Origin of the sequence: Paenibacillus sp. FSL H7-0323 (genome assembly GCF_038002725.1) — a bacterium.
Classification (GTDB): domain Bacteria; phylum Bacillota; class Bacilli; order Paenibacillales; family Paenibacillaceae; genus Paenibacillus_AQ; species Paenibacillus_AQ odorifer.
The window spans coordinates 6558907-6584256 of record NZ_JBBODB010000001.1; the positions used below are offsets into that span (position 1 = coordinate 6558907).

The window sequence follows — 25350 nt, forward strand, 5'->3', positions numbered from 1 at the left end:
GGATGGGTTGCTTTTTTTCATCTCTCTACGTATCGCTAAGCTGTATCCCTTTTTCTTTCACAAACTTCTCCAGAACCTTGAAATCCTCAGTAACCTTTTTAAAAGGTAAGGCTTCCAGTACCTGATCCCGGTAATCCTTTTTGGCGGCAATGGACAGGCGGGAATCGAGTATGCTGAGTACACCCAGATCAGTTTCACTGCGGATCAGGCGCCCGGTTCCTTGTCTTAACCGAAGCAGCATGTCCGGTACAAAAACCTCTTTCAAGGGATTCTTTGCCATCGAAGTCTTATATTCATAGACAGGATCGGCAGGAACAGGGAAAGGCAGACGGAAAATGATTAACTGCGACAAATCGGAACCTTCGATATTCACACCTTCCCAGAATACACCGGTACTAAGTAGAACGCCTTTACTGCCCCGAAAGTCAGCGATCACCCCGTCCTGGGACGAACCTTCCCTTTGAACATGTAATGCCCATGCCAGCTTCTCAGAGTTTAATTTCTTATGAATATACTTCATATCCTCTTTAGCTGAAAAAAGAACCAATGTCCGCCCGTCTGTTAAATTACAGAGCCTCATCATTTCCTTGTATGCCGCTTCAAGATAATCTTCCCGCCGCTGATGGTTATAGTAGGGGATGTCCTTGGCAATATACAGCATGGTGTGGTTGTCATAATCAAACGGTGAAGCTTGGCGCTCCATATAATCTCCCCTGTAACCGAGGGACTCAGTGAGATAAGCGTATTGTTCCTCCAGCGTTTCTCCGCTTTGACACATCGTTGCTGACGTTAAAATAACAGAGGTTTTCCCGTTAAATAAGGTATATTTCAGAAACTGGCTTATCCCTTTAGGGCAGATACTAAGGGTACTCTCCCGCTGGGTATTGCTTGCCCAGATCAGATAGTTATCCTCTACTCCGGCGAGTACATCAAAGAGGTCGATAAGTCCGTTCATGGCTTCGAAAATATTGTCAATCTCCCGCTCATGCCGTGAAGTTAAGACGGAAAGGCTGAGATTAAAATCTTTTAAAACCTGTGCCGCTCGTCTTAAGGGGATTCCTGTGATCTGCGATATTTTTATACGGTCATTATCCTGCTTGGCTGTTTGCAGTAAGTCTGCCTCAACTTGTTTAAAAATATGGCCAACGCATCTTTTTATAAATTTAAATTGCGGCATAAGCTCCGTATCGGCAGATTGTTTGAAGAGAATCTGTAAGGCGTCATCCAGAATACGGCAGGTTCCCCGGTATGTAAATTCGACCGTTCTTGCATCTCTAACCTTTGCTTCCAGATTATGAGCTTCATCAATTACGATCAGAGCCGGCCGTTCAGTGATTAACCCCTTCGTTCCTTCCTTTTTCTTGATTAAATCACGGATGAGCAGATCCTGGTTTACGATAATAAAATCCATATCGCTCGCGTTGGCATTAATTTTAGCTCTCATCTCATAAAACGTACATGTACTTTTATAATGGCAACGTTCAAATTTGCAATCATTCACACAAACGTTAGACCATACTGCATCACTAACCCCGCCCTTAATATCTGCCCGCTCATCAATTTCATAATTGACAATCTGTTGAGCAAGCGCAGACAGAGGGGCGTTTGAATCATCCGCTTGGAACAGATCTGCTGCCCTATACCGGCAAGCATACTGCCCCATGCCTTTTCCAACTACCGAACGTACCCTTGTAAATCTGAGCCGACTTCCGATGAATCTCAGATCTTTATGTATTTGTTCTGAAAGTTGTATGGAGGATGTCGCAATAATAACCGGTTGCCTTGAGATTTGGTTAATAAGCAGGCTGGGAATGAGGTAGGCAAAGGACTTGCCGATGCCGACTCCAGCTTCAATCATCGCGTTACGACCATTAATATAGGCATCAGCGATATCTAGAGACATATCCTGCTGGCCGATCCGCTCTTTAAGTCCAATCCTGGGAAATTTATCATACATGCGAAAGATAGCATTGACTAAAGAGGGCTCGATGTCCTTCTTTAGCTCCTGCTTCTGTAATTTGTAGAGATCACTTAACCAGCTAATGACGACCGCCCCTTTTCAAAATCAATGATCTTCCTAATTATAGTTTTTTTGGTTTTTTGGTGAGGTTGTAATTATCTTCGATGCCACTCTAACAGTCAAGTCCAGAATATAATATGATGATTAAAACAAAGTGAATTACTGTGTTTTTGAAGCAGGAAAATATACACATATCTTGAATACAAACTACAAAGAAGGAGGATGACAATGTCATACAAAGAAAATGAATTGCGTTCGTCATTAATCTTAGCAGTTCCAATCATTTTAAACAGGCATTATCATTCCATGACTATGAAAAACATCGAATTCTCCTGGTTTGTAGAGTCGCATAAGGAATTGTTAGATTCATCATTCAGTACGATATTAATGAGTATGGTAGAAGCCTTGTTTTTTGATTCTTTTGGTTACGATCAATACTTAAACCTGCTAGAAAAAGAGGGGGCTGAGCAAGGGGTTTATACTGCAGAAATATTCGGTGATCATTTTGATATTTTACTTGATATGAGCAAGGATTTAAATTTAACCGCTCAGAATATTATGTTTAAGATCATTGAAGAGTTTGTAGATGATTCCGCGATCCGATTGTTTTTTTATAATCGTTTAATGGAATGCAACTGGACCCGTTTTACTGGCTTTGCACAAGGTTATTTGTCTAATAAAAATCAACAGATTGACAATTTACATGAACAAAAAATTGCTGTTATGGGACAAATGGCAGCAGGAATGGCGCATGAAATAAGAAATCCGCTAGCTTCGATTAAAGGTTTTGCTCAGCTTGTAAATATCAGGCTAAATGAGCCGGAGATCAAAGCGGATGAATTGCGTGCATATCTGGATATCACCATCAAAGAAATTGATGCTCTGAATGGATTAGTAACGGATTTTCTAATACTGGCTCGAAAAGGTGACAGTACGAAAAATAACGGCGTAGTATTTAACGTTATGGAGGTTATACATAGAGTTAATAACATTGTGAATCAACTCATACTTAGTGATGATATTATACTTTCAGTAGAGTGCTCTTTAGAAAAAGTACTAACGTTTGGAAGCGCCTCTCAGCTAGAGCAGGTAATTCTTAATATTTTGAAAAATAGTATCGATTCCTTCACAGCTTTTAGAGGCAGAATAGATATTTCTGTTACCACAGCTGCTGAGACAAACGAAATTATTCTACTCTTTAAAGACAATGGAGAAGGAATTCCACAGGATAAATTAAAACGGATATTTGACCCTTTCTTTACTACCAAGCAAAAAGGGACAGGGATTGGATTATCGATTTGTAAACAATTAATTGAAATGTATGGGGGGCATATTAAGGTAGATTCAGAGGTTCAGGTTGGAACTAGCGTGAGGGTTATTTTGCCTTGGGTTTATGATTATCATATTTGAGATGCAGCTGCAGCTAATGAATGAAGGAGCGACTTGCCAACAGGGAAGTTGCTTTTTTTGTTATGGTTCTACAAAAAATCAGGATGTGCGTAAGATCACAAAGCAATTATTGGATACGTTTATACTCAATATATCAATTAAATTTGAAATATATATTACATAAGCAATTGGAGGCTACTGGCATGGATCAATTTACTTTTACAGATATGAAAAAAATAAAGAGAAAAAATTTAGGTAATGTCGTACCTTTAGAGCTTTTCAGAACGATTAGACTTATTGGTTTATATCAAGCGTTACCCATGAATGGTAAGGGTACAACGTTGACTATAGGAAGAAAAATTGGGGAAGAATTTGGTGTTACCTCGGTTAATGAACTATTCGAGTTATTCGAACAATTGAAGATAGGGATTCCTATAATAACCCATGAAGATGACAAGGGGATGACGATTGCAGTACACGATTGTTTCTGCGAAGGGTTACCTATTATGGAAGGGAAAATGGTTTGTGACCTGGAGGGAGCCATTATCGAAGGAGCACTTACTAAAATTCGTGGAAAGCGGGTTTCCGTCCGGGAAATAAAATGTAATGTTAATGGGGATGAATATTGCGAATATATCGTCAAATATTAAATTCATATATAAAAGCGAGTAAGCGACCTTTCGATTTTAAAAGGTCGTTTTTTTATGAAGAAGTTGTGATGGAATTAACATTCATTTAACATGGCTCTTATGCTGAAATGATATAACAGTTACAAATAGGTGAAAAGGTGGCTGTTAGATGAAACTTAGCAAAGAGGAAAAATCATGGATTTTATATGACTGCGGGAATTCAGCCTATTCGATGGCGGTTACAACTGCATTATTGCCTATTGTATTTGGCATGTTTTCAAATGTTAACAGCAGCATGGATTTAGGGTACTTTAACTCCATTGCTAGTATTCTTGTGGCTATCCTTAGTCCGATTTTAGGCACGATCGCAGATTACAAGGATAAGAAAAAGCGCTTTTTCTTATTTTTCTCTTTGATCGGTGTGCTGGCTACGGCTTCGTTGGCATTCGTTGCACCTGCGAGCGGGCAGTGGCAGTTATTGATTGTGTTTTACATCCTGTCTGTCATAGGTTTTGCCGGAGCCAATATTTTTTATGACTCTTTTCTTGTGGATATAACCACTGATGAAAGGATGGATAAGGTATCCACAAAAGGTTTTGCTTATGGATATATCGCCAGCGTCATTCCATTTGGCATCAGCCTGCTATTGATTCTGTTTATGGGGATGGATAAGTCGATCGGTTATCAGATTGGGTTTATCATTACTGCTCTTTGGTGGGGGCTGTTGACCATACCCATGATCAGAGATGTGAAGCAGAGATATTATATTGAGCCTGAACCAAGACCTGTAATCAACAGTTTTAAAAGACTGGGAGACACCTTTAGGAATGTTAGACAGCATAAAGTTGTATTTGTTTTCTTAATTGCGTACTTTCTTTATATTGATGGGGTAGATACGATTATTAAAATGGTGGTGCCCTATGCCACATCGGTTCTGGGTGCGGATGCTTTTGACACCTTTACCTTACTGGGGATATTATTAGTTATCCAGATCATCGCTTTTCCTTGTGCAATCCTGTATGGTAATCTCGCCAAAAAATACTCCGCCAGGACTTTGATCATCGTGGGGATTGTTACATATATCATTTCCTGCATCGCAGCTTTTTTTATCACTTCAGTGTGGCATATATTTATTCTAGGTGCGCTAATTGGTTCCGCTCAGGGAGGCATTCAGGCGCTCAGCAGGTCTTATTATGCGAAGATCATTCCAAAGGAGAATTCCAATGAATTCTTTGGTTTTTACAATATTTTTGGCAAGTTCGCGGCCATTGTTGGTCCTGCTGTAATGTCTTTAACAACAACCTTAACAGGTAATGCTAAATTTAGTATTTTAGCGATTATCCCCCTTTTTATTATTGGATTATTCGTATTTATAACTTTACCTAAAGAGCAGCCTGAACATGACGAACCTAAGGGGCTTATTCTATGAAGTCAATTAAAGCACAAACGGCTATGGCCAAGCATTTGATCGTCATCTCTTACGATGCCTTTTCAGAAGACCACTGGGCATTGGCCAGCCGGCTTCCAAACTTAGCGGAATTAATTAAAAACGGAGCCCATAGCCATAAATTGAAAAGTGTGTATCCCACGCTCACATATGTAGTGCACACCACCATAGCAACCGGTGTATATCCGGATAAGCATGGCATCCATCACAACAATCCGTTTCAGCCCTTTATTAAGGAAGAGGAGCAGAATTGGTTCTGGTTTAGAAATGCGATCAAGGTGCCAACGATTTACGATGTTGCGCGCGAGCATAAGATGAGCACCGCCGGAATCCTATGGCCAGTATCGGGTAAATCCTCCATCCAATACAATATACCTGAAATCAGAGCCATCAAAAACGAAAATCAGGCACTGAAGATATTAAAAAGCGGAAGCCCCTTATACTGCGTGGATATGGAGCTGAAATATGGCCGGATCCGCAAAGGGATTGAGCAGCCCTATCTGGATGACTTCACGACCAAATGTGCTATAGACACGATTAAGCGCAAAAAACCTAATCTTCTATTGATGCATCTGATCGACCTGGATGATGCCAAACATGCTTATGGAACTGACAGTGACGAAGTGAAGCAGGTAATCACACGTATGGATAAAAGGTTAGGCGATATTATGCAGGCAGTGGATGAAGCGGGGATAAAGGATGATACGATTTTTTTAATTTTGGGGGACCATGGCCAGTTTAATGTTAGGTACAAGGTGCATTTAAACAACCTTTTGCAGGAAAAGGGCCTGATCTATGAAGAGAACGGCGAAATGAAGTGGAGAGCTTACTTTCAGTGTGGGGGTGGAGCGGCTTACTTGCATATCCGGCAGGGCGATGAAGAAGCTGAGCAAATAGCATTAGCTGTTATTGGAGATAATATGAGAGATGAATCTTCAGGTATAGAGAAATTGTATGCTAGAGATGAACTGGATTATTTTCATGTGGGCCAAACCACAAAGTATATGCTTGAGGCTAAGAGAGGTTATTGTTTCGACGAAAGTATGGATGAACCAACGATTGTTGATTTGGACAAACAAGGCGTTAAATTTGCCACGCATGGCTATTCTCCTGATAAAGACGGCTATAGATGCAACTTGGTTGTCTCCGGGGAAAAGATTAGAAATGGGCATCATATAGGGGACATCGAAATGGTAGATATAGCCCCCACGATGGCAAAGATTTTAGGGATTGATTTTAATCCAGGTGACGGAAGACCTTTAGAGGAAATTTTTATGGACTAAATTAAGCAATGTGAAACGGAGAAATTCAATGATTGAAACGCGAAAACAGAAATCAAATAAACTCAAGATATTCTCAAAAGTATTCATGATTATTATTGGGGCGCTAATAGCTGCCTATGGTCTAGAATCCGTATTGATACCCAACAACGTCTCAGATGGAGGTGTCACAGGTCTAAGCATCGTTGGCTCTGAACTGTTTGGCTTACCGCTAGGGCTGCTAATTGGCATAATTAATATCCCTTTTGTATGGCTAGGATATAAGCAAATTGGTAAAAGCTTTGCTCTTTACTCCGTTATCGGTATTGCTTCACTGGCTATTGGCACTAGTCTTATGCATCATGTACCGACGATTATAGAAGGTGATACCTTATTAATTACCGTTGTTGGCGGGATTATTATCGGTTTTGGTATGGGTTTAGCCTTACGTAATGGTGGAGCATTAGATGGGATAGATATGTTAGCTGTCTTACTTTCACGAAAATTACCTTTTGGGACCAGTGATTTAATCTTATTTCTAAACATGTTTGTCTTTATTGTTGTTTCAACAGTATTTGGCCTACAAGGGGCTATTCTATCAGCGCTTGCTTATTTTATTGCTTCTAAGGTCATTCATATTATTGAAGAAGGTTTGAGTGGCTCTAAAACGTTTAAAATCATCACCATTCAACCGGAAATCATGGTCGAGACTATTCGTGACCGATTGGGTCGTGGAGCAACTTATACAGATGCTTATGGCGGCTACTCCAATGAACAATTCAAAGAAATTACTTGTGTAATTAACCGTCTGGAAGAAAGTAAAATAAAAGATATTATTCGTGAAATTGACCCGAATGCCTTTGTAGTAGTCTACGATGTTGCAGAAGTTAAGGGCGGCAGTTTCAAAAAGAAAAATATTCACTAATGACTATAAATCGCGTTGGAGAGAAGCTAATTATGCTCTTGCCAGCGCGTTTTTTGTTTTCTTTGAAGGAGAGGAAGGGCTTGGTATAGATTTAATATAATTAAAGTTGGAATACCTACTCTAACAACATGCTTATACAATAGAATTAATAAGGTTGGAGAGGGGACATGGATATGGATGCTGTTCTTAAAGAAAAGATCTTAATCAAAAATGAAAAGCTTATTAGCATGGTCATTGAACGGGCTAAGAGAGATTTTTCTGATGATATTGCAATTATTGGGCTTACAGGTTCTTTTAGTACTGGGGATTTTCATGAAAAAAGCGATCTTGATCTAATCATAATTAATAACACAGAGCAGGGCTGGGGAATATCTTCGTGTTTTATTTTGGATGATATTGGATACGATCTATATTGTACGCCATGGGAAACAAGGATAGAAGATCAAGCCAATCTCGAGAGTCCAATGATTTCATGTCTGGTGGATTTACAGGTGTTATACTGTGCAAAACCCGAATATTTGGAAAAGCTAAATTTATATAAACAGAGAGCACTCGATGCTCTGGCAATGCCTATAGGGAGAGAATGTATCAGTAGAGCGAAAAAGTGTATAGACATAGCAAAACAGGAATATGCGAATACATTACTTTCTGAAGATATAGGAGCAGTAAGATATGCTTCAAGCGAAGTTTTATACAATTTGTTAAATGCGCTAACTCATTTGAACAATACTTATTTCAAACGGGGAATGAAAAGATATTTGGAGGAAATAGCTACGTACCGTTATGTTCCTGATGATTTTGAAAAGACATATATGGCTGTGATAGAGGCGAAGACTATCGATGAAATCAGAAGTGCAGCATATAAGTCCCTTAGAAACATCAACGATCTATATAATAAAATGTATAAGGATTTTGTAGTGCAGCCAGTCCCAAGCTATGATAATCTTGGCGGAACTTATGAGGAATTATGGTGCAACTACCGCAATAAGATTATAGCAAGTGTAGAATCGGGTGATAGATCGTATGCGTATCTAGCAGCAATGGGCATACAAGGTTTTCTTGATGAAATGACAGAATGGAAGGGAACCAAAAAGTTTGATATCATGCAGTATTTTGATTCTGACCATCTTCAAGTCTTTAAGAATGAGTTTCTGAAGGTCATGGATGAATATCTGGAGGAATACAACAAGGTAGGCAGGAAAGTCGAACGATATAATACTTTCGAGCAATTATATAACGAATATATGAAGGTATAGAAAATAGCTCACTACCAATCTTTGGATTGGAGTGGGCTATTTTTTTGTTTGACAAGAAAACTTGGCGTATTATAATAATGATGACAAGTTTTCTTGTCATCATCTTTTCAATTTGAAAGGAGAAATTTTTATGAAAAAGGAAGAAATATTAGAAAAAAGCCGAAATGAAAAAGGAGACGAAGGAAAAGAATTTGTATTTGCTAAAGGCAGAAAAAGCGGATTCATTGGAATGTTGATTGTATTTTGCATTCTGAGTGTCTTCAATTTATATAATCATAGTCAGGAAACAAATTTTGCATTAAAAGCTATGATAGCTATGTTTTTTGGATATTTGGGCTGTGAAGGTCTTGGAATGTATTCTGTAACTAAGAAAAAGATGGATTTACTCAAATTCATTTTAGGATTAATTATAAGTGTTTATTTTTTGTATATTTACTTTTATGGAATGAGTGATTAGTATGAGTGAACATTTGGTTTTAAAAAATAAACTGCGCGAAGCAAGAACAGAACAAAAATTATCGCAAGCACAATTGGCAGAAATGGTGGGTGTCTCAAGAAATACTATAAGCTCGATTGAAACCGGACAGTTTAACCCTACTGCAAAATTGGCTTTGATTTTATGTATTGCGTTGGATAAAAGATTCGAGGAATTATTTTATTTTGATTAAAATCAACAGAAGCTTTTCTAGGTTTAACTCTAGATGTCAGAAAAACAGCGATACTCCATCATTGGAGAATCGCTGTTTTGTCTTTTCGGTCGATTATAGCTTACTCAGGAATTTACAGGGTTCTGTTCAACAGATTTAGGTGTAAAAGCTCTTCGAACAACCTTCGTTAATTCCATTAGGATGAGGGAGCCGAGGGCTAAGCCTGCTGCAATCAGCCACTCTGACATTCCAAATGAAGCCGGAATCGAGAAGATTTCTCTAACCCCTGGCAGAACTGCAATGCCGTAAAAGGCAAAGCAGACCAGAACGGCTCCGATGACGTATTTGTTGCTGAAAAGGCCAGCTTCAATAGCAGTTTGACTGTTCGAACGAGCGGCAAATGTCTGCAACGTACGAGACAAGATCAGGGTTGTGAATGCCATAGCCACGCCCATATCAGGCGAATCCTGAAGTCCGATATACAGGGATATGATTACAGCTATACCTATGAGTAGACCACGAGTGACAATCGCCTGCATCATTCCTCCTGCGAATATTCCTTCCTTGAGCTCTCTTGGTTTTCTGTTCATCACATTAGGTTCAGGTTTTTCCATCCCGAGAGCAATGGCGGGCAGAGAATCATTCGCCAGATTGATGAATAGAAGCTGAATCGCTGTGAAAGGATTAATCCAGTTGAAAATAAGGGTAAAGAGGATGGCGATAATTGCACCCAGGTTACCTGAAAACAAATAGGCGATCGCTTTTTTGATATTGTCAAATACCGTTCTGCCCACAGATACAGCATTGACAATAGATACAAAATTATCATCGGTCAAAATCATGGCAGCCGCATCTTTGGCAACATCGGTTCCACTGCCCATGGCAACTCCGATATCTGCTTGTTTCAAAGCAGGCGCGTCATTTACACCATCACCGGTCATGGCTGTTATTTTGCCTTTCCGCTGCCACGCGCGGACAATTCTGATCTTGTTCTCCGGGGAGACACGGGCGTACACACCGATCTGTTCGAGTTTTTGATCAAGTTCCTTGTCAGACATGGCATCGAGTTCTTGGCCGGTTACGGCAATTTCATTTTCAGTCATCAGACCGATATCGCGGCCGATCGCTTGTGCGGTTGTCTTATGATCACCGGTAATCATGATGGTTCGGATGCCAGCCTTCTGAGACTCTGCGATCGCGCCGTAGACAGCTTCCCGAGGTGGATCAATCATAGCTGTCAAACCTACGAGCACCAGATTTTGTTCATCCTCTAATCCTACTTCAGTAACCGTATTTGGTACGGTTTTGTAGGCATAGGCAAGTACACGTAGTGCTCTGCTGGAGAACTCCTCATTGGCTTCGAAGAAGCGTTCAAGAACTTCTGGTGTCATCGGTACTTCTTTTCCACTTAACAGTACATGCGAGCATAGACCAAAGAGCACATCGGGCCCACCTTTAGTAATCATTGCTTTTTGCCCGTTAAAAGTATGCAAGGTCGTCATCAGCTTGCGATCCGAGTCAAAAGGTAGCTCGGCTTCGCGCGGGAAATTATCGCGTATTTCCTTATAATCTTTATTCTTGCTGTTGCTGAAGGCAATAAGCGCTACCTCTGTAGGATCACCCAGCTCTTTACCATCCTCATTAATGTTAGAGTCGTTGCAGAGCACAGCAATATGCAGGAGCCGCCGGGCTTCTTCAGACCATTCTTCAGGCGCTTGATTGAATTGATCACGATCCCCTTCTGGCAAAAAGTAATCTACAACAGTCATTTTATTCTGGGTGAGGGTACCGGTTTTATCTGTACAGATGACACTGGTTGACCCAAGGGCTTCGACAGCGGGCAGCTTACGAATAATCGCATGTTGCTTAGCCATCTTATTAGTACCTACGGATAGGACAATGGTTACTATTGAGGAAAGAGCTTCGGGAATCGCAGCAACTGCCACAGCGACTGCAAACATTAACGCATTCAGGATAGCTTCTGTTGTATCCACAGTATCATTCGACAACCAAACACGTCCGGCCTGGATGGCAAAGATTACAATGGACAGGAGTATAATTGCTACCCCCAGCTGCTTGCTGAATGTTTCGAGCTTGCGCTGCAGCGGCGTTTGCTTGGCTTCGGCGCTTTCAATGAGTTCAGCAATTTTACCGATTTCGGTAGTGAGTGCAGTTCCCGTTACTACCAGGGTTCCGCGGCCATATACAACTAGTGAGCCGCTGAACGCCATATTACGCCGGTCTCCAAGCGGAGATTCTTTCGCGATGATATTCGTATGCTTTTCCACAGCTTCGGATTCTCCGGTTAGCATACCCTCATTTATTTTTAAACTTTCCGATTCTATAATCCGGCCATCGGCGGGTACGAAATCGCCGGCTTCCAGCCATACGATATCACCGCGAACAAGTTCCCTTGCCGGGACGGTTTTTAATTCTCCATCACGCAGCACTTTGGCCTCGGGTGCTGACATCTGCTGCAAGGCATCAAGTGAACTCTCCGCTTTACGGGTCTGGATGACACTTATAACTGCATTGAGAATCAACACGAGGAAAATAATAAGCGACTCCATAACTTGTCCCATAACAATCTGGACAATGGCCGCTATAAGCAGTACGACTACCATAGGGTCTTTGAAGTTTTCAAGAAAAAGCTTCCAAACAGGATCTTTTTTCTTTCCTTTTAATTCGTTAAAACCATAGTCTTTCAGACGTTTGTCGACTTCTGCCGAAGTAAGCCCGTTAGCTGAACTCTGAACATCCTGTAAACTGTCGGCTACATTGTTGCGGTAATATTCCACTAATGATAGCTCCTCTCTGCTGTGCTGTGTCTTTGTTCTTAAAAATTACGGTTCAACCCGGGACAAGTTTCAAAATATCGAGCTGCCGAAACTGTTTTCACATTACAAATGTGTCTTTTGAGCTTGAAATTGGACGGAAAAATATATGTAAATCTGGTTTCTTCATTATGTTTTTGGCTCACCGAGCACAAGTTTACTATGGGCGCTTTATTTATTATCCTATTTATGAATCGAGTTTATCCCCACCTTGAAGAGTTAAATAAAACTCATAAAGAGCTGAGGCTACGCATTAAAATAACAAAACAAGACCCGTCTGATGACAGGTCTTATTTGTCTGCACTTTCCTATTTTTTAGCGCCCGAATTAGCCGATTTCTGCAATTGCCCTGACTCACGGTGCTTCCGACTCATGAATACCAAAGACAATGCAATTACCGTGAGGATAACCCCAAGGACTTGAAATCCCTCGAAGCTAAACTTACCTCCCATTATGATACCTATTAACAATGAAGAGAGAATGGTTCCCAGGTATCTCGATGTATTAAATAATCCGGAGGCTACACCGATTATTTCTTTTGGAGAACTTTGGAACAAGGCTGCTTGCAGGCCGACATTGTTCAATCCGTTGCTAATACCGAATGCAGCTAAAGCCACACATACACTGATAACTGGTGAAGTCTGATTTAAGGTCACAAGCCACACTGATCCCAATGTCATCAGGACCCCGGACACTAGCAATGCTGGCCGGGGTCCTGATCTATCGATCCAGCGTCCTGCTATTGGAGCAGTAATCAGTGAGCATAATCCCAGCGTTAGCATGAGAATTCCTGTTTGGAATTCACTGACATGACGTACCATTTGCAAGTAGGATGGGATCCCGAAAAAGAGTGAGTAAAAAAGTACATTAACGAGCATGAATTCAACATTAACCCAAGTCATTGCCGGGTATTTGGCAAATGTACGTAAAGGAATAAAGGGTGATGCCGCTGTTAGCTCATGCCTGACGAATACTCCTAGCAGAACGAGTCCTGTTAGCAAGGTAATGACATGTATTAATGAGATATGTCCGGATGATTTTGCTGAAAGCAATCCAAGGAGCACGGCAATCAGCCCCACAGTGAAGAGCAGGATTCCTGACGCATCAATCAAATCAAACCATTTGCGCAGGGACATTCCCCGGGTAACGGTTGTTGACGGTTCGTCCTTGGGGATATGCTTCCAAGATAATAAAAAGCTAGCGACCACGAATGGAATATTGACGAAAAAGATAGCTGGCCAGTCCCACCAGTGAATAATAACCCCTCCAATAAAGGGACCAATTGCTGCCGCGCCGGATAGGAAGATGGATAAAACAGATAGTGCGGTCGCTTGTTTCTCCGTAATATGAATCCGCACAATGGCCATTCCAACGGCAACCATCATGCTAGTTCCAATGGCTTGCACAATACGGAACACGATGAGACAGCCAAAGTTTGGGGAGAAAGGAGCTAATAAACCTGCAATGAAGGATACGACAAGCCCGGTAAGAAATATTTTCCTCCGGCCGAATAAATCGCTGGCCTTTCCCATGACAGGTTGAGCGATGCTACTTGCAATGTAAAAAGAAAAAATAATCCAGGAAACACCTGTATAGTCAAGCTGGAATACATTTTGCAGCCTTGGAATAGCCACAGATACCATCGAAGAATTTAAAGGGTTCAATAAAATCCCCAGACCTACTGAAATCATTAACCACCTGTTGCGAACACTCATTTTAAATCCCCCTAAAGCTTATTAATGTCATCGTACTTGAAATCGATTATTCATTCCAACGCATTTTATGTTATGATCTCATTGACTTGAGGGAATGAACGGAGGTGCGAATTGGAACTTTTGCAACTGCAATATTTTCTCGCGGTAGCTCGGTTGGAACATATGACTGAAGCTGCACGAAATCTACACGTTACTCAATCTTCACTAAGCAAAACGATTCAGCGTTTGGAGGAGGATCTGGGGGTACCTTTATTCGATCGGGTAGGAAGAAAGCTGCGACTGAATGAGTCCGGAAGCCGGTTCCTTCGCCGAGCTGAAAGGGCATTGTTTGAATTGGAGCAGGGAAAACAGGAGCTTAGCGATTTATCCAGTCCTGAACATGGCACACTCGAATTAGCGGTGACGACCGCAAGCACATTACCCAATATCCTGCGAGAGTTTCGGAAAAAGCGGCCTGATATTCAATACCATGTGCAAATGCTAACCACGCAGGAAATGGTTACACTTCTTAATAGAGGAGAAGTTGATTATTGCTTATCCTCACCTCCAATAAAAGGGGATGACATCGAATGTCAAATCGTCTTTATCGATCCAATTCTTGTGGCTGTTCCAAAGGGGCATCGGCTGGCCAATCGAAGCAGCGTAACTTTGATAGAGCTAAGGGATGAGTGGTTTGTTGGTGTAAAGAGTGGCTATGGTACTCGCGATTTAATAGACTCTGTATGCAAATCAGTTGGATTTGTGCCTAAATATGTGTATGAGGGAGATGAACCCGCAAGGCTTAGCACTCTTGTGGAAGCTGAAATTGGCTTAGCTTTCATACCAAGCACGGCACGGAATTCACGGGAAGATATCCAATACCTCCAAGTAGAGAATCACGAATTGGAAAGGGAGATAGCTTTATTGTGGCACAGGAGTCGGTACATTTCTCAGGCCGCTTTGGAATTTCGGGAGGTAGTTGTAGAATATTTTGGAGCGTTATCCAAACAGACCATTTAATTATGCGGCAGAACAACTAACAAACCAATTCCCCGTTACCTTCCGTTACGTTCAACGGTCCGTAAGTGGGGTTTTCTTTTTGGGTTAAATTTGTAGAATCTTTAATCATACCTATGTTTTCCTATAATTATGGGGGGTAACACCTTTAATATTAGCGTAGTAGTGCGTAGCAGCGAGGCTGTAAAATAGTGTGAGTAGACATGAAAGCGTTTACATATAAGGAGGGGATCTGTAAGTAAAAAGATTCATTTGTGATGATGTTCTACTGCTCTTCGGGATGATTGTACCACTGTTGAAATTAAGGATTTAGCAGGTAAGGAAATTAGCGTGGGAATATAGGGCTGGTGCTAATAAGGTAGGTCATTAACTGATTTTTATGAAAATCACTAGAGGAGGAATGCATTAAATGAGTAGAATGCTTAAACAAGTAATCTCGATCTTACTCGCAGCTGCCTTGCTTATTCCGACAAGCTGGATCGCTCCGGTTACTGAAGCTGCGGCGCAGGATACGACAGTATCATCAGATAGGGTAACGGTATATCATGAAACTTTTGCGAGTGGCAAGGGGATTGCAGCTCAAGCAGGCAGTGCTAGCCTTACACCTGTGAATGATAAAGTTTTTACTGGCAATGCTGACGGCGCAGCTTTATATGTAAGCAACAGAGCGAATAACTGGGACGCGGCTGATTTTAAATTCAGCGATATGGGCCTAGAGAACAGCAAAACCTACACGGTGACTGCAACCGTTTATGTGGATGCTAATGCTACTATACCTAGCGGTGCCCAAGCTTATCTTCAAGCGATAGGCAGCTATGCCCTTTTGGCAAATGTGAATTATGAAGCAGGCAAAGCAATCACCTTGACGAAAGAATTTACCGTGGATACGGACAAAGATACGACACTGCGCGTTCAATCCAACGATGACGGGAAAACGGTTCCGTTCTACATTGGTGAGCTTCTCATTACAGCAAAAAAAGCAGTGACGGAAACGGATAAAGAAATCTATCACGAAACTTTTGTGAGTGGCAAAGGTTTAGCCTCACAATCAGGCAGCGCTAACCTAACCCCTGTCACCGGAAAGGTTTTTGCGGGCAATGCTGACGGGGCAGCTTTATATGTAAGCAATAGAGCGAATAACTGGGACGCGGCTGATTTTAAATTCAGCGACATGGGCCTAGAGAACGGCAAAACCTACACGGTAACTGCATCCGTTTATGTAGACGCTGATGTGATTGTACCCAGCGGTGCCCAAGCTTATCTTCAAGCGATAGGCAGCTACGCTCTTTTGGCAAATGCGAATTATGAAGCAGGCCAAGCGGTCATATTGACGAAAGAATTTACCGTGGATACGGACAAAGATACGACACTGCGCGTTCAATCCAATGATGACGGGAAAACGGTTCCGTTCTACATTGGGGATGTACTGGTCACAGAAAAGGTGGCTACCGTAGAGCCAACTCCAACACCAGAAACACCTAGAGACCCAGCTTTACCTTTTGCCACTGTTACTTTTGAGGATCAAACGGCAGGTGGTTTTGAAGGCAGAGCAGGTACAGAAACGCTTACGGTTACTAATGAAGCGAATCATACGGATGATGGTTCATACGCTTTGAAGGTTGAGGGAAGAACCAGTACATGGCATGGGCCGACATTACGTGTGGAGAAGTATGTGGACAAAGGCTACGAATATAAAATTTCGTTATGGGTCAAGCTGATCCAGCCTGCAAGCTCGCAGCTCCAGCTGTCCACGCAGGTTGGCAATGGCAGCAGCGCCAATTATGTGCAGCTCGCACCTAAAACCATCAGTGCAAGCGATGGCTGGATTCAGTTTGAGGGATCCTACCGTTATAACAATGTAAGCAGTGAGTATTTGACCATTTATGTGGAAAGCTCCAGTAATAGCACGGCCTCTTTTTATATTGATGATATTAATTTTGAAAAGGTAGGCTCTGGCCCGGTAGATATCGAAAAAGATCTTATACCGATTAAGGATGCTTATCAGAATGATTTTCTGATCGGAAATGCGATAACCGCTGAGGATCTGGAAGGTGTCAGACTTGAGCTTTTGAAAATGCATCACAATGTTGCTACGGCAGGTAATGCCATGAAGCCGGACGCGTTGCAGCCTACTAAGGACAACTTCACGTTTACCGCGGCAGATACAATTGTAGATAAAGTACTGGCTGAGGGCATGCAGATGCATGGACATGTGTTGGTATGGCATCAACAATCGCCTGCATGGCTGAATACAACAACAGACGCAGCTAACAACACAATCCCCTTGGGACGGGATGAAGCTCTTGTGAATTTGCAGACCCATATCCAAACCGTTATGGAGCATTTTGGTGACAAGGTGATCTCTTGGGATGTTGTAAACGAGGCGATGAGCGATAATCCATCCAACCCAACAGATTGGAAAACAGCGCTGCGATCCGCCCCATGGAAAAGTGCCATTGGAGCAGATTACGTAGAGCAAGCCTTCCTGGCGGCAAGAGAAGTATTGGACGCGCATCCAGATTGGGATATTAAGCTCTATTACAACGATTATAACGAAGATAATCAGAATAAAGCGCAAGCCATCTACAGTATGGTCAAAGAAATCAATGATAGGTACGCGCTGACTCACCCTGGCAAATTGCTTATCGACGGTGTTGGTATGCAGGGGCACTACAGCATTAATACGAACCCAGAGAATGTGAAGCTTTCCTTGGAAAAGTTCATTTCCTTGGGTGTCGAAGTAAGCATAACTGAGCTGGACATTCAGGCCGGAACCAACTATCAGCTCTCTGAAAAGCTTGCTAATGCGCAGGGCTATCTATATGCGCAGTTGTTAAATATCTTCAGGGATCACGCTGATTCTATCAAACGTGTTACCTTCTGGGGAATGGATGATAACACAAGCTGGAGAGCTTCATCCAATCCGTTGTTATTCGATAAAAATCTGCAAGCCAAGCCAGCTTACTATGGCGTTATCGATCCTGATACCTTCATTGAAGAGCATGAGCCTGAAACAGTAGAAGCCAATCAATCTACCGCTAAATTTGCTGCACCTGTTATAGACGGAACAGTCGACGAGATCTGGAGCCAGACCGCTGAGATTCCGGTCAATCGGTATCAAACCGCTTGGCAAGGAGCGAGTGGAGTGGCAAAAGCACTCTGGGATGATCAAAATTTATATGTCCTGATCCAGGTGAGTGATACACAGCTTGATAAGAGCAGTGTGAATGCACATGAACAGGATTCGGTCGAAATCTTCGTGGATCAAAATAATGGGAAAACGACGTTCTATCAAGATGATGACGGCCAGTACAGAATCAATTTTGACAACGAAACTTCATTTAATCCTTTAAGTATCGCAGCCGGCTTTGAATCGGCAACCCAGATTTCCGGAACCAACTATACGGTTGAAGTGAAGATTCCACTTCAAGGGATCACTCCGGACAACGATAAAAAGCTTGGTTTCGATGTACAGATCAACGACGCTAAAGAGGGCTCACGTCAAAGTGTCGCGGCGTGGAACGATACGAGCGGAACTGGATATATGGACACATCCGTTTATGGTGTGCTTACTCTAAAGGGTAAATCTACGGGGCCGGAACCCACTCCAACGCCGACAACAGCACCGACACCGACACCAACGAGCCCAACCGATCCAACTGACCCAACCGATCCAACCGATCCAACCGATCCAACCGATCCAACAAACCCAACGGAACCATCGGCAACCCCGACACCTGTTCCAACAGCGACGCCAGCACCAACAAATGCGCCAACGGGTAGCAGTAACTCGGGTAATGTAGTATCAACTCCACAGCCTGGAGCCATTACAAACAAAGATGGTGTTGTTACGATTAAACTGGAGGTAAAGTCCGATAACGGGCGGGTTATAGGTACGATCTCCAGCGACAACATGAAAAAAGCGCTTGAGCAGGCTACTGTAGCGGCAAACGGCAAGAAACAAATTATCATTGAAGTGCCAAAGCAAACGGACGGGAAAGGGTATGATATACAATTACCGACCCAAAGCCTAACGGGGAAAGAAAACTTTGAACTATGGCTTAAGACGGAAAATGCCACAATTCAAATTCCAAGCAATATGCTGTCCAACATAACAGATAATGCTGAGCAAGTATCTATACGAATAAGTAAAGTCACCACGGACAGCTTGGAAGCAGCTACCCGCAATATGATTGGCAACCGTCCAATTATCGGTCTAAGCGTAATAGCAGGTGACAAAGTTATTCCTTGGAATAACCCTAAAGCACCTGTAACGGTAGCCATTCCTTACGTGCCGACAGCGGAGGAGCTAAGTCATCCAGAGCTTATAGTCGTTTGGTACATCGATGGCAAAGGCAACGTACTGCCGGTTCCGAGCAGCCGATATGATGCTGCAACCCAAACGGTTGTCTTTCAAACAACCCACTTCAGCACTTATGCAGTAACCTTCGTAAAGAAAAACTTCGGAGATCTGCAGAATCTGTCTTGGGCCAAACAAGCTATAGACGTTATGGCGGCTCGCGATATCATTAAAGGAACGTCCACGAACAGCTTTTCACCTGCAGATTCAATCAAACGAGCGGATTTCATTGCTCTCCTCGTAAGAGCGCTTGAACTGAAGGGAACGGGCAAAAGTGCAATAATGTTCAACGATGTCCAAAAGACGGACTATTATTATGATGAACTGGTCATCGCGAAGGAATTGGGAATTGCTACAGGTTTTAAAGATGATACGTTTAGACCCAATAGCGATATCTCCAGACAAGATATGATGGTGCTGACAGCACGCGCGCTGGCGGCAGCCGGTAAGCAAGTTAAGGCGAGCGGCGTTGTAGCTGCTGCTTATCTTGATGAAGCAAGTATTTCCAGCTACGCAAAAGACAGCGCATCATTGTTGATCCAATCCGGAGTCGTAAACGGAAAGAATAATAGAATTGCGCCGAACGATACGCTTACCCGTGCTGAAGCGGCAGTCATTCTGTACCGTATCTGGAAGCTGTAGTCCCGGCATCACAGAAAAAAAGTCTGAATTGTCTCAAGGTCATATTTAGTCTGAAGAGTGGAAATACGTGTGCAACCATCCCTTGCATTCTTCTGTATTAAGCATCGCTGCTCACCTCCTTGCGGAGAGGGGCAGCGATTTTTTTGTGTATGTTCCGTTGAGTTGGAGCTGAAAAGGAAAAAAATGTCACGAAAAGAAAGTCTATCTTTTTTCAAATATTATCAGACTCTAGCAACAAGGTCATAGTTATTAAGGCTTACCAGAATATCGACCATTTTGAGGGGGAATTTGGCGTTGGAGAATGGAAATGTGTCTTTTTTAAGTATTCACAAATAAAGAACGAATATCCTATCATACCAATATTTACAAAATTCGATATAAAGTGATATAATTTTCGAGATTCATATACATAAACATGAAAGAAGAGTGTAAGATGCTAAAGGTAACAAGCAAAAAAGTCATGTCAATTATTACAGTTAGTTCAATGCTGTTGGCTGTGGGTGCAGTCGCTTACGCAGACACGACATTGAAGAAGATTTCCGCATATCAGAACGCGGCCATCAGCATTGAAGTGGATAATCAGAAAGTGAACCTGTCAAGTAGTGAAGGAACAATGTACCCAATTATCTATGAGGGACATAGCTATGTATCCGCCAAGGCTGTATCTGAAGCACTGGGGGCAACCGTGAAATGGGATAACAGTCGTCAAGCTGTTGTGATCACATCGGCGAACGGCGGAACATCAACATCCGTTGTCCCGGATAAGGACAATACTGTTGCACAAGCTACTGCGAAGCCTGCAACCGTATCTACTCCACCTGCAACTGAGTCCACTCCGCAAGCAACACCAAAGCCTGCTGCATCATCTTCCGCTACAACTTCCAGTAACAGCGGCGCTTCGTTTGCAGATGCAGTGAAGTTGGGTACTTCTTTTACTTATACGGACCTTGATAACTATTATAGCCCTAAGGGTGATTCAACATCTGCTCAATATACTTTCACTATCAATAAGGTTACGTCGACTACTCTCGGACAATTAAAAGCTCTTGGGTTTGAAGAACATGTCACTGATCCCGATGTAGCTGTAGATTATGTCCTGCTTGATGTAACGCTTAAGGTGAAGAACGCCAGTCTTGTAAAAGGTAGTCAGGGCCAAGGGTGGAAGTTCCTTTCAAGTTTTACACCTACCATTTGGGGAGCAGAAACTTCCAGTGGACAATACTATATTGGTGGCTCTAGTGATTATTTTGAGGGATCTCTCGGAGAAAATATCGAAAAGCTGTTGGCTGATTTTCCTGAAGTCACCCCAAGTAAACCGGGTTCTTTTGAAGCTTCGGGTAAAGTTATTCTGCCAATAATCAAAGGCAAGGAGAACAGCCTTGTTCTTCGTAGAAACGATAGTAAGCTTGAGTCCGACAAAACGTCCATCTATTTCAAACTGAAATAGTTATGCAAGTTAGCAGAAAAAGAGATCAACGATGTTATTCATCGTTGATCTCTTTTTTTATGAGGCTTACACAGTGCTGATAACTTTTATATCAAGCTTCTTTGGCAATGATTTTTTTGAGCTTCACCTTGGGTTCTTGCTCAGGGTCAGGCGCTTGCCCAACACGTTTAATAAAGAAAGATAGCAGCAGACCGAGGATACCAATTCCCACAATCACTAGATAGGAATCATTGATCCCTTGAATGGATGCTTCCATAATCATATGTTCCTGTGTTCCGTTCTGTGTACTGCCAGAGGCCAGCATATCCTTCATATGCGTTGTAGTACGGCTTGTCATTACGGTGACGAGCAGGGAAGTCCCAACGGCGCCAGCTACTTGTCGAATGGTATTCGAAATCGCTGTACCATGCGCACTAAGCTTGGCGGGGAGTTGATTTAGACCCAGAGTTTGTATAGGCATGAGGAGCAAAGCCATACCGATCCGGCGGCCTGTTGACATGTATACCAGATACATGTAGCTGGTTGAGTCTGTTAAATTTACAAAGCTTAGAGTCGTTGCAATTGTAATCAGAAGACCGATAATAGCGAGCCATTTTGCCCCGAACCGGTCGAACAGCTTGCCGGTTACCGGCATCAACAATCCCATTACGAGTGCACCAGGAAGTAGCAACAAGCCGGACTCCATCGCTGTAAAACCGCGGGCATTCTGCAGGTACAAAGGTAGCAGCATCATATCCGCATACATCACGATTGTAACTGCGATACTGATGACAGTTGTTAAGGAGAACATATTGTATTTAAAGGCCCGGAGATCAAGCAGTGGATTTTGGGAAGCCAACTGTCTCCAAGTAAACAAGCCAAGGGAAAGCACACCTGCTGCTAAAGACAATAACACTTCTGCGCTCGACCAACCCGCACTGGCAGCGCGGCTGAAGCCATACAGCAAGGTTCCAAAACCGATGGTAGAAAGAGTTACGCTAACAATGTCCAACTTGGGAAAGATGCGTTCCGATACATTTTTTAAATAAATAAATCCGCATATGATTACAATGACGGTCAAAGGAATCATGCCATAAAACATAATCTCCCAAGAATAATGTTCCAAAATATATCCAGCCAGAGTAGGTCCAATCGCAGGTGCGAAAATAATGGCCAACCCTACCATCCCCATAGCAGCCCCTCTCTTTTCAGGAGGGAACAGGGTCAAGATGACATTCGTGAGCAGTGGCATGATAATCCCGGCACCAGCTGCCTGAATCATACGCCCGGTCAACAGAACAGGGAAGTTTGTCGCGACGGCCGATACGATCGTTCCAGCCAAAAATATAAACATAGAAGCTTGAAAAAGCTCTCGCGTCGTAAATCGTTGCATTAGATAAGCTGTAATCGGAATTAGAACACCATTAACCAGCATATACCCCGTTGTCAGCCACTGAGCTGTAGCCGCTGAGATATTAAAATCATGCATTAACTCCGGAACGGCAACGCTCATTACCGTTTGATTCAGTGTTGCAAGAAAGGCGCCCAAAATCATAATGAATAAGATGGGGCCCTTTTTCACGGAACTGCTTGTTACTTCTCTCTTTGTACTCACTCCACTCCATCCTTTCAACTCGTCGATCATGGACTAAATTTACAGTGTGTTGTATAGTTTACAATGCATGAATTAGATTATAAATGAAATTTTCATGTAATCAAGCAACAATTTGCGAAAAAATGTAAAGTAGTTTACATTCTTTGTGAAAATGTAGTTTTTTCTTTTTAAAAAACAACAATTATCTAAAATATGTAGCTTACAATATGAAAGTAAAAGATTGGAGAGTAGAAGATGAATAACGCAACGCAACGTACAGATCCCCGGGTACTTCGGACACGTCAATTGCTTAGAGATGCTGTAATTGAATTGCTTGAGGAAATGGATATTGAGAAAATATCCGTAAACCGTATTGCAGAGCGGGCTAAAATCAATCGTGTTACTTTTTATCTGCACTATCGGGATCTCCCGGATATGTTAGAAAAGATGGCGGATGAGATGGTGGAGGACATTCTACAAGTGGTGAACAACGATGGCAACCATGATGAATCGGTTGATGAAGAGAATCTGAGAATATTAGAGAGTCTGCTTAAGCATATTGCGGAAAATGCAAAATTCTACAAAGTCATACTCACATCGAAACGAAGCCCGATTTTTACAGATCGCCTGTTTAATTTGATGGCGGAAATCATTTCTGCACACCAGAAGAAAAAGGAGGGGGCCGTTGATCATTCAAAGGTACCGATACAAAAGGACATTGCCGTTTGGTACGGTTCAGCAGCTCTAATTGGCACGGTTATTTCTTGGCTCCGAGATGACATGCCCTATACGCCTGTGTATCTTGCCAGACAAATTAGCATGCTGCGTGCGAACTAGCAACGGGTTCCGACTCATGAACGGAGAGGAATTAAATGAACACGCGCAAACAGCCACGCATCGTTGCGCGGCTGTTTGTCGTATCTAGAGCAGGTAAATCACTGCACACTGAGATTATCCCAGTTGATTTGGAATTCCTTCAACATCCCTTCTTTGGTCAGCTTGCCGCCGAGATACCCTTGAATGCTGCTGGATAATTCCTGTGGCATCCCGTTCGGCAGGCGGGTCCAGTTCCAGGTCAGCGCTTGATCTTTATCGGTATAAGCCAGCACCTCAGCACCTAGTGCTCCAAGATCTTCTTCGGTTCCCTTAATGTTGTCGAGCGCAGGGATGAATTGGAATTCCTTAGTGATATATTTTTTTCCGGTCTCGGAAGTGACTAGCCAATTCAGGAAGACCTTGGCCTCCTCCTTAACGGGAGAGTTTTTATTGATAACCCAATTGCTGGGTACACCTACATAAAGCTTGTCGTTGTCATCGGGAGTGTCGTCAATGGGCATGGGCAGGATGCCAAGGTTTAGATTGGGATCAATGCCGTCGATCTGCCCTTGTGTCCAGTTACCCTGCTGCATCATCGCAGCTTCGCCGCTCGCTAGCATAGTGACTTGTGTATTATAGTCGGTTGAGAGCGGGTTCTTATTGCCGTACTCAACAGTAAGGTCAAGTAGATCGATCCACTTGGAGAAAATAGGGTCTCCGGCGAAGGTTTTGGAACCGTCTGTAAGTCCGGCGATGAATGCCTCTGGATCAGGCTGCTGGGCGAAAGGCACGTTTACATTATGATTGCCAAGCACGAACCATTCTTGATAACCATTCGCAAAAGGTGTGATGCCTGCCGCTTTTAACTTCTCGGAGGCTTCGCGTAGAGCGGTTAGCGTCAATGGCTTCTCAGTGATTCCGGCTTTTTTAAATAGATCCTTATTATAGATAAAGCCGTATCCTTCCAGATTCATCGGCATCCCATACAGCTTGCCATCTATAGTCATTTGTTCTGCTGCGAGTGGCTTTACATCCTTGGCCCAAGCTTCGCCGCTCAGATCCTCCAGATATTCCAGCCACATATCACGTTCATTGTTGCCGCCGATGGTAAAGATATCCGGTTCATCTCCGGAAGAGAATTTGGCACGCAGCGAGGCGCCATAATCAGTCCCGCCACCCACGCTTTGTACCTCAAGCTTAATATCGGGATGTTCTTTCTCGAATTCGGTCTTGAGCGAAGCCAGCGCTTCAGATATTTCAACCTTGAACTGGTAGATGTGTACGGTTTTGACTCCATCTGCATTGTCGCTGCTGCGTCCGCAACCGGCTGTCAGGGCAGCCAGCAGCAGGGAGCATGCGAGGAGAATTCCACGTTTTGTTCTCATATTCATTCAT

General features: G+C 42.8%; 17 protein-coding genes. 12 read left to right on the forward strand and 5 right to left on the reverse strand.

Going from position 1 to position 25350, the window contains the following annotated elements:
• Window positions 1-25: 25 nt before the first annotated feature.
• Entirely contained in the window at window positions 26-1957 is a 1932-nt protein-coding gene (locus MHH89_RS29275; RefSeq protein ID WP_341088689.1) for an ATP-dependent DNA helicase, read from the reverse strand.
• Window positions 1958-2248: 291 nt separating this feature from the next.
• On the opposite strand from MHH89_RS29275, the gene MHH89_RS29280 reads away from it, so the two are divergent.
• From MHH89_RS29280 to MHH89_RS29315, 8 genes are all read left to right on the forward strand, one after another.
• Window positions 2249-3430, forward strand: a complete 1182-nt coding sequence (locus MHH89_RS29280; RefSeq protein ID WP_076305024.1) for a sensor histidine kinase — start codon at window positions 2249-2251, stop codon at window positions 3428-3430.
• Between the two features lie 182 nt (window positions 3431-3612).
• The gene (locus MHH89_RS29285; protein WP_076185335.1) at window positions 3613-4059 is read left to right on the forward strand and encodes a V4R domain-containing protein; all 447 of its coding nucleotides are present in this window, start codon (window positions 3613-3615) and stop codon (window positions 4057-4059) included.
• Between the two features lie 148 nt (window positions 4060-4207).
• Entirely contained in the window at window positions 4208-5467 is a 1260-nt protein-coding gene (locus MHH89_RS29290) for an MFS transporter (RefSeq protein ID WP_076098890.1), read from the forward strand.
• Window positions 5464-6768: an alkaline phosphatase family protein gene (locus MHH89_RS29295; protein ID WP_280752638.1), complete on the forward strand. Its 1305-nt coding sequence runs from the start codon at window positions 5464-5466 to the stop codon at window positions 6766-6768. The genes MHH89_RS29290 and MHH89_RS29295 overlap by 4 nt, the downstream gene beginning before the upstream one ends.
• 28 nt (window positions 6769-6796) lie before the next feature.
• Window positions 6797-7669, forward strand: coding sequence for a YitT family protein (locus MHH89_RS29300; protein ID WP_036675789.1), 873 nt, complete (start codon window positions 6797-6799; stop codon window positions 7667-7669).
• Window positions 7670-7836: 167 nt separating this feature from the next.
• Window positions 7837-8925 carry a nucleotidyltransferase domain-containing protein gene (locus MHH89_RS29305; protein ID WP_340397838.1) on the forward strand — a complete coding sequence of 363 codons (1089 nt, stop codon included), beginning with the start codon at window positions 7837-7839 and terminating at the stop codon, window positions 8923-8925.
• Window positions 8926-9055: 130 nt separating this feature from the next.
• Window positions 9056-9382: a DUF6442 family protein gene (locus MHH89_RS29310; RefSeq protein WP_076125270.1), complete on the forward strand. Its 327-nt coding sequence runs from the start codon at window positions 9056-9058 to the stop codon at window positions 9380-9382.
• A gap of 1 nt (window position 9383) precedes the next feature.
• Complete coding sequence (locus MHH89_RS29315) at window positions 9384-9593, forward strand: helix-turn-helix transcriptional regulator (RefSeq protein ID WP_076279566.1); 210 nt, start codon at window positions 9384-9386, stop codon at window positions 9591-9593.
• A 104-nt stretch (window positions 9594-9697) separates the two neighbouring features.
• Here the strand turns inward: MHH89_RS29315 and MHH89_RS29320 are convergent, their stop codons facing one another.
• Both MHH89_RS29320 and MHH89_RS29325 read right to left on the reverse strand, forming a co-directional pair.
• A complete protein-coding gene (locus tag MHH89_RS29320; RefSeq protein WP_340397839.1) occupies window positions 9698-12370 on the reverse strand; it encodes a cation-translocating P-type ATPase in 2673 nt (890 codons plus the stop codon).
• A gap of 344 nt (window positions 12371-12714) precedes the next feature.
• The gene (locus MHH89_RS29325; RefSeq protein ID WP_076185330.1) at window positions 12715-14121 is read right to left on the reverse strand and encodes an MFS transporter; all 1407 of its coding nucleotides are present in this window, start codon (window positions 14119-14121) and stop codon (window positions 12715-12717) included.
• A gap of 111 nt (window positions 14122-14232) precedes the next feature.
• On the opposite strand from MHH89_RS29325, the gene MHH89_RS29330 reads away from it, so the two are divergent.
• The 3 genes from MHH89_RS29330 to MHH89_RS29340 all read left to right on the forward strand — a co-directional run bounded on the left by MHH89_RS29330 (window position 14233) and on the right by MHH89_RS29340 (window position 21566).
• Complete coding sequence (locus MHH89_RS29330) at window positions 14233-15120, forward strand: LysR family transcriptional regulator (protein WP_076125263.1); 888 nt, start codon at window positions 14233-14235, stop codon at window positions 15118-15120.
• 406 nt (window positions 15121-15526) lie between these two features.
• A complete protein-coding gene (locus MHH89_RS29335) occupies window positions 15527-20119 on the forward strand; it encodes an endo-1,4-beta-xylanase (RefSeq protein WP_341088691.1) in 4593 nt (1530 codons plus the stop codon).
• A 433-nt stretch (window positions 20120-20552) separates the two neighbouring features.
• Window positions 20553-21566: a stalk domain-containing protein gene (locus MHH89_RS29340; RefSeq protein ID WP_076305029.1), complete on the forward strand. Its 1014-nt coding sequence runs from the start codon at window positions 20553-20555 to the stop codon at window positions 21564-21566.
• A 91-nt stretch (window positions 21567-21657) separates the two neighbouring features.
• On the opposite strand, the gene MHH89_RS29345 is transcribed toward MHH89_RS29340, so the two are convergent.
• On the reverse strand, window positions 21658-23100 hold the full coding sequence (locus MHH89_RS29345) for a DHA2 family efflux MFS transporter permease subunit (RefSeq protein ID WP_254847740.1): 1443 nt from the start codon (window positions 23098-23100) through the stop codon (window positions 21658-21660).
• A gap of 294 nt (window positions 23101-23394) precedes the next feature.
• Here MHH89_RS29345 and MHH89_RS29350 point away from each other — a divergent pair, with 294 nt between their 5' ends.
• Complete coding sequence (locus MHH89_RS29350; protein WP_312148694.1) at window positions 23395-23976, forward strand: TetR/AcrR family transcriptional regulator; 582 nt, start codon at window positions 23395-23397, stop codon at window positions 23974-23976.
• 98 nt (window positions 23977-24074) lie between these two features.
• On the opposite strand, the gene MHH89_RS29355 is transcribed toward MHH89_RS29350, so the two are convergent.
• The gene (locus MHH89_RS29355; protein WP_139329917.1) at window positions 24075-25346 is read right to left on the reverse strand and encodes an ABC transporter substrate-binding protein; all 1272 of its coding nucleotides are present in this window, start codon (window positions 25344-25346) and stop codon (window positions 24075-24077) included.
• Between the last annotated feature and the right edge of the window lie 4 nt (window positions 25347-25350).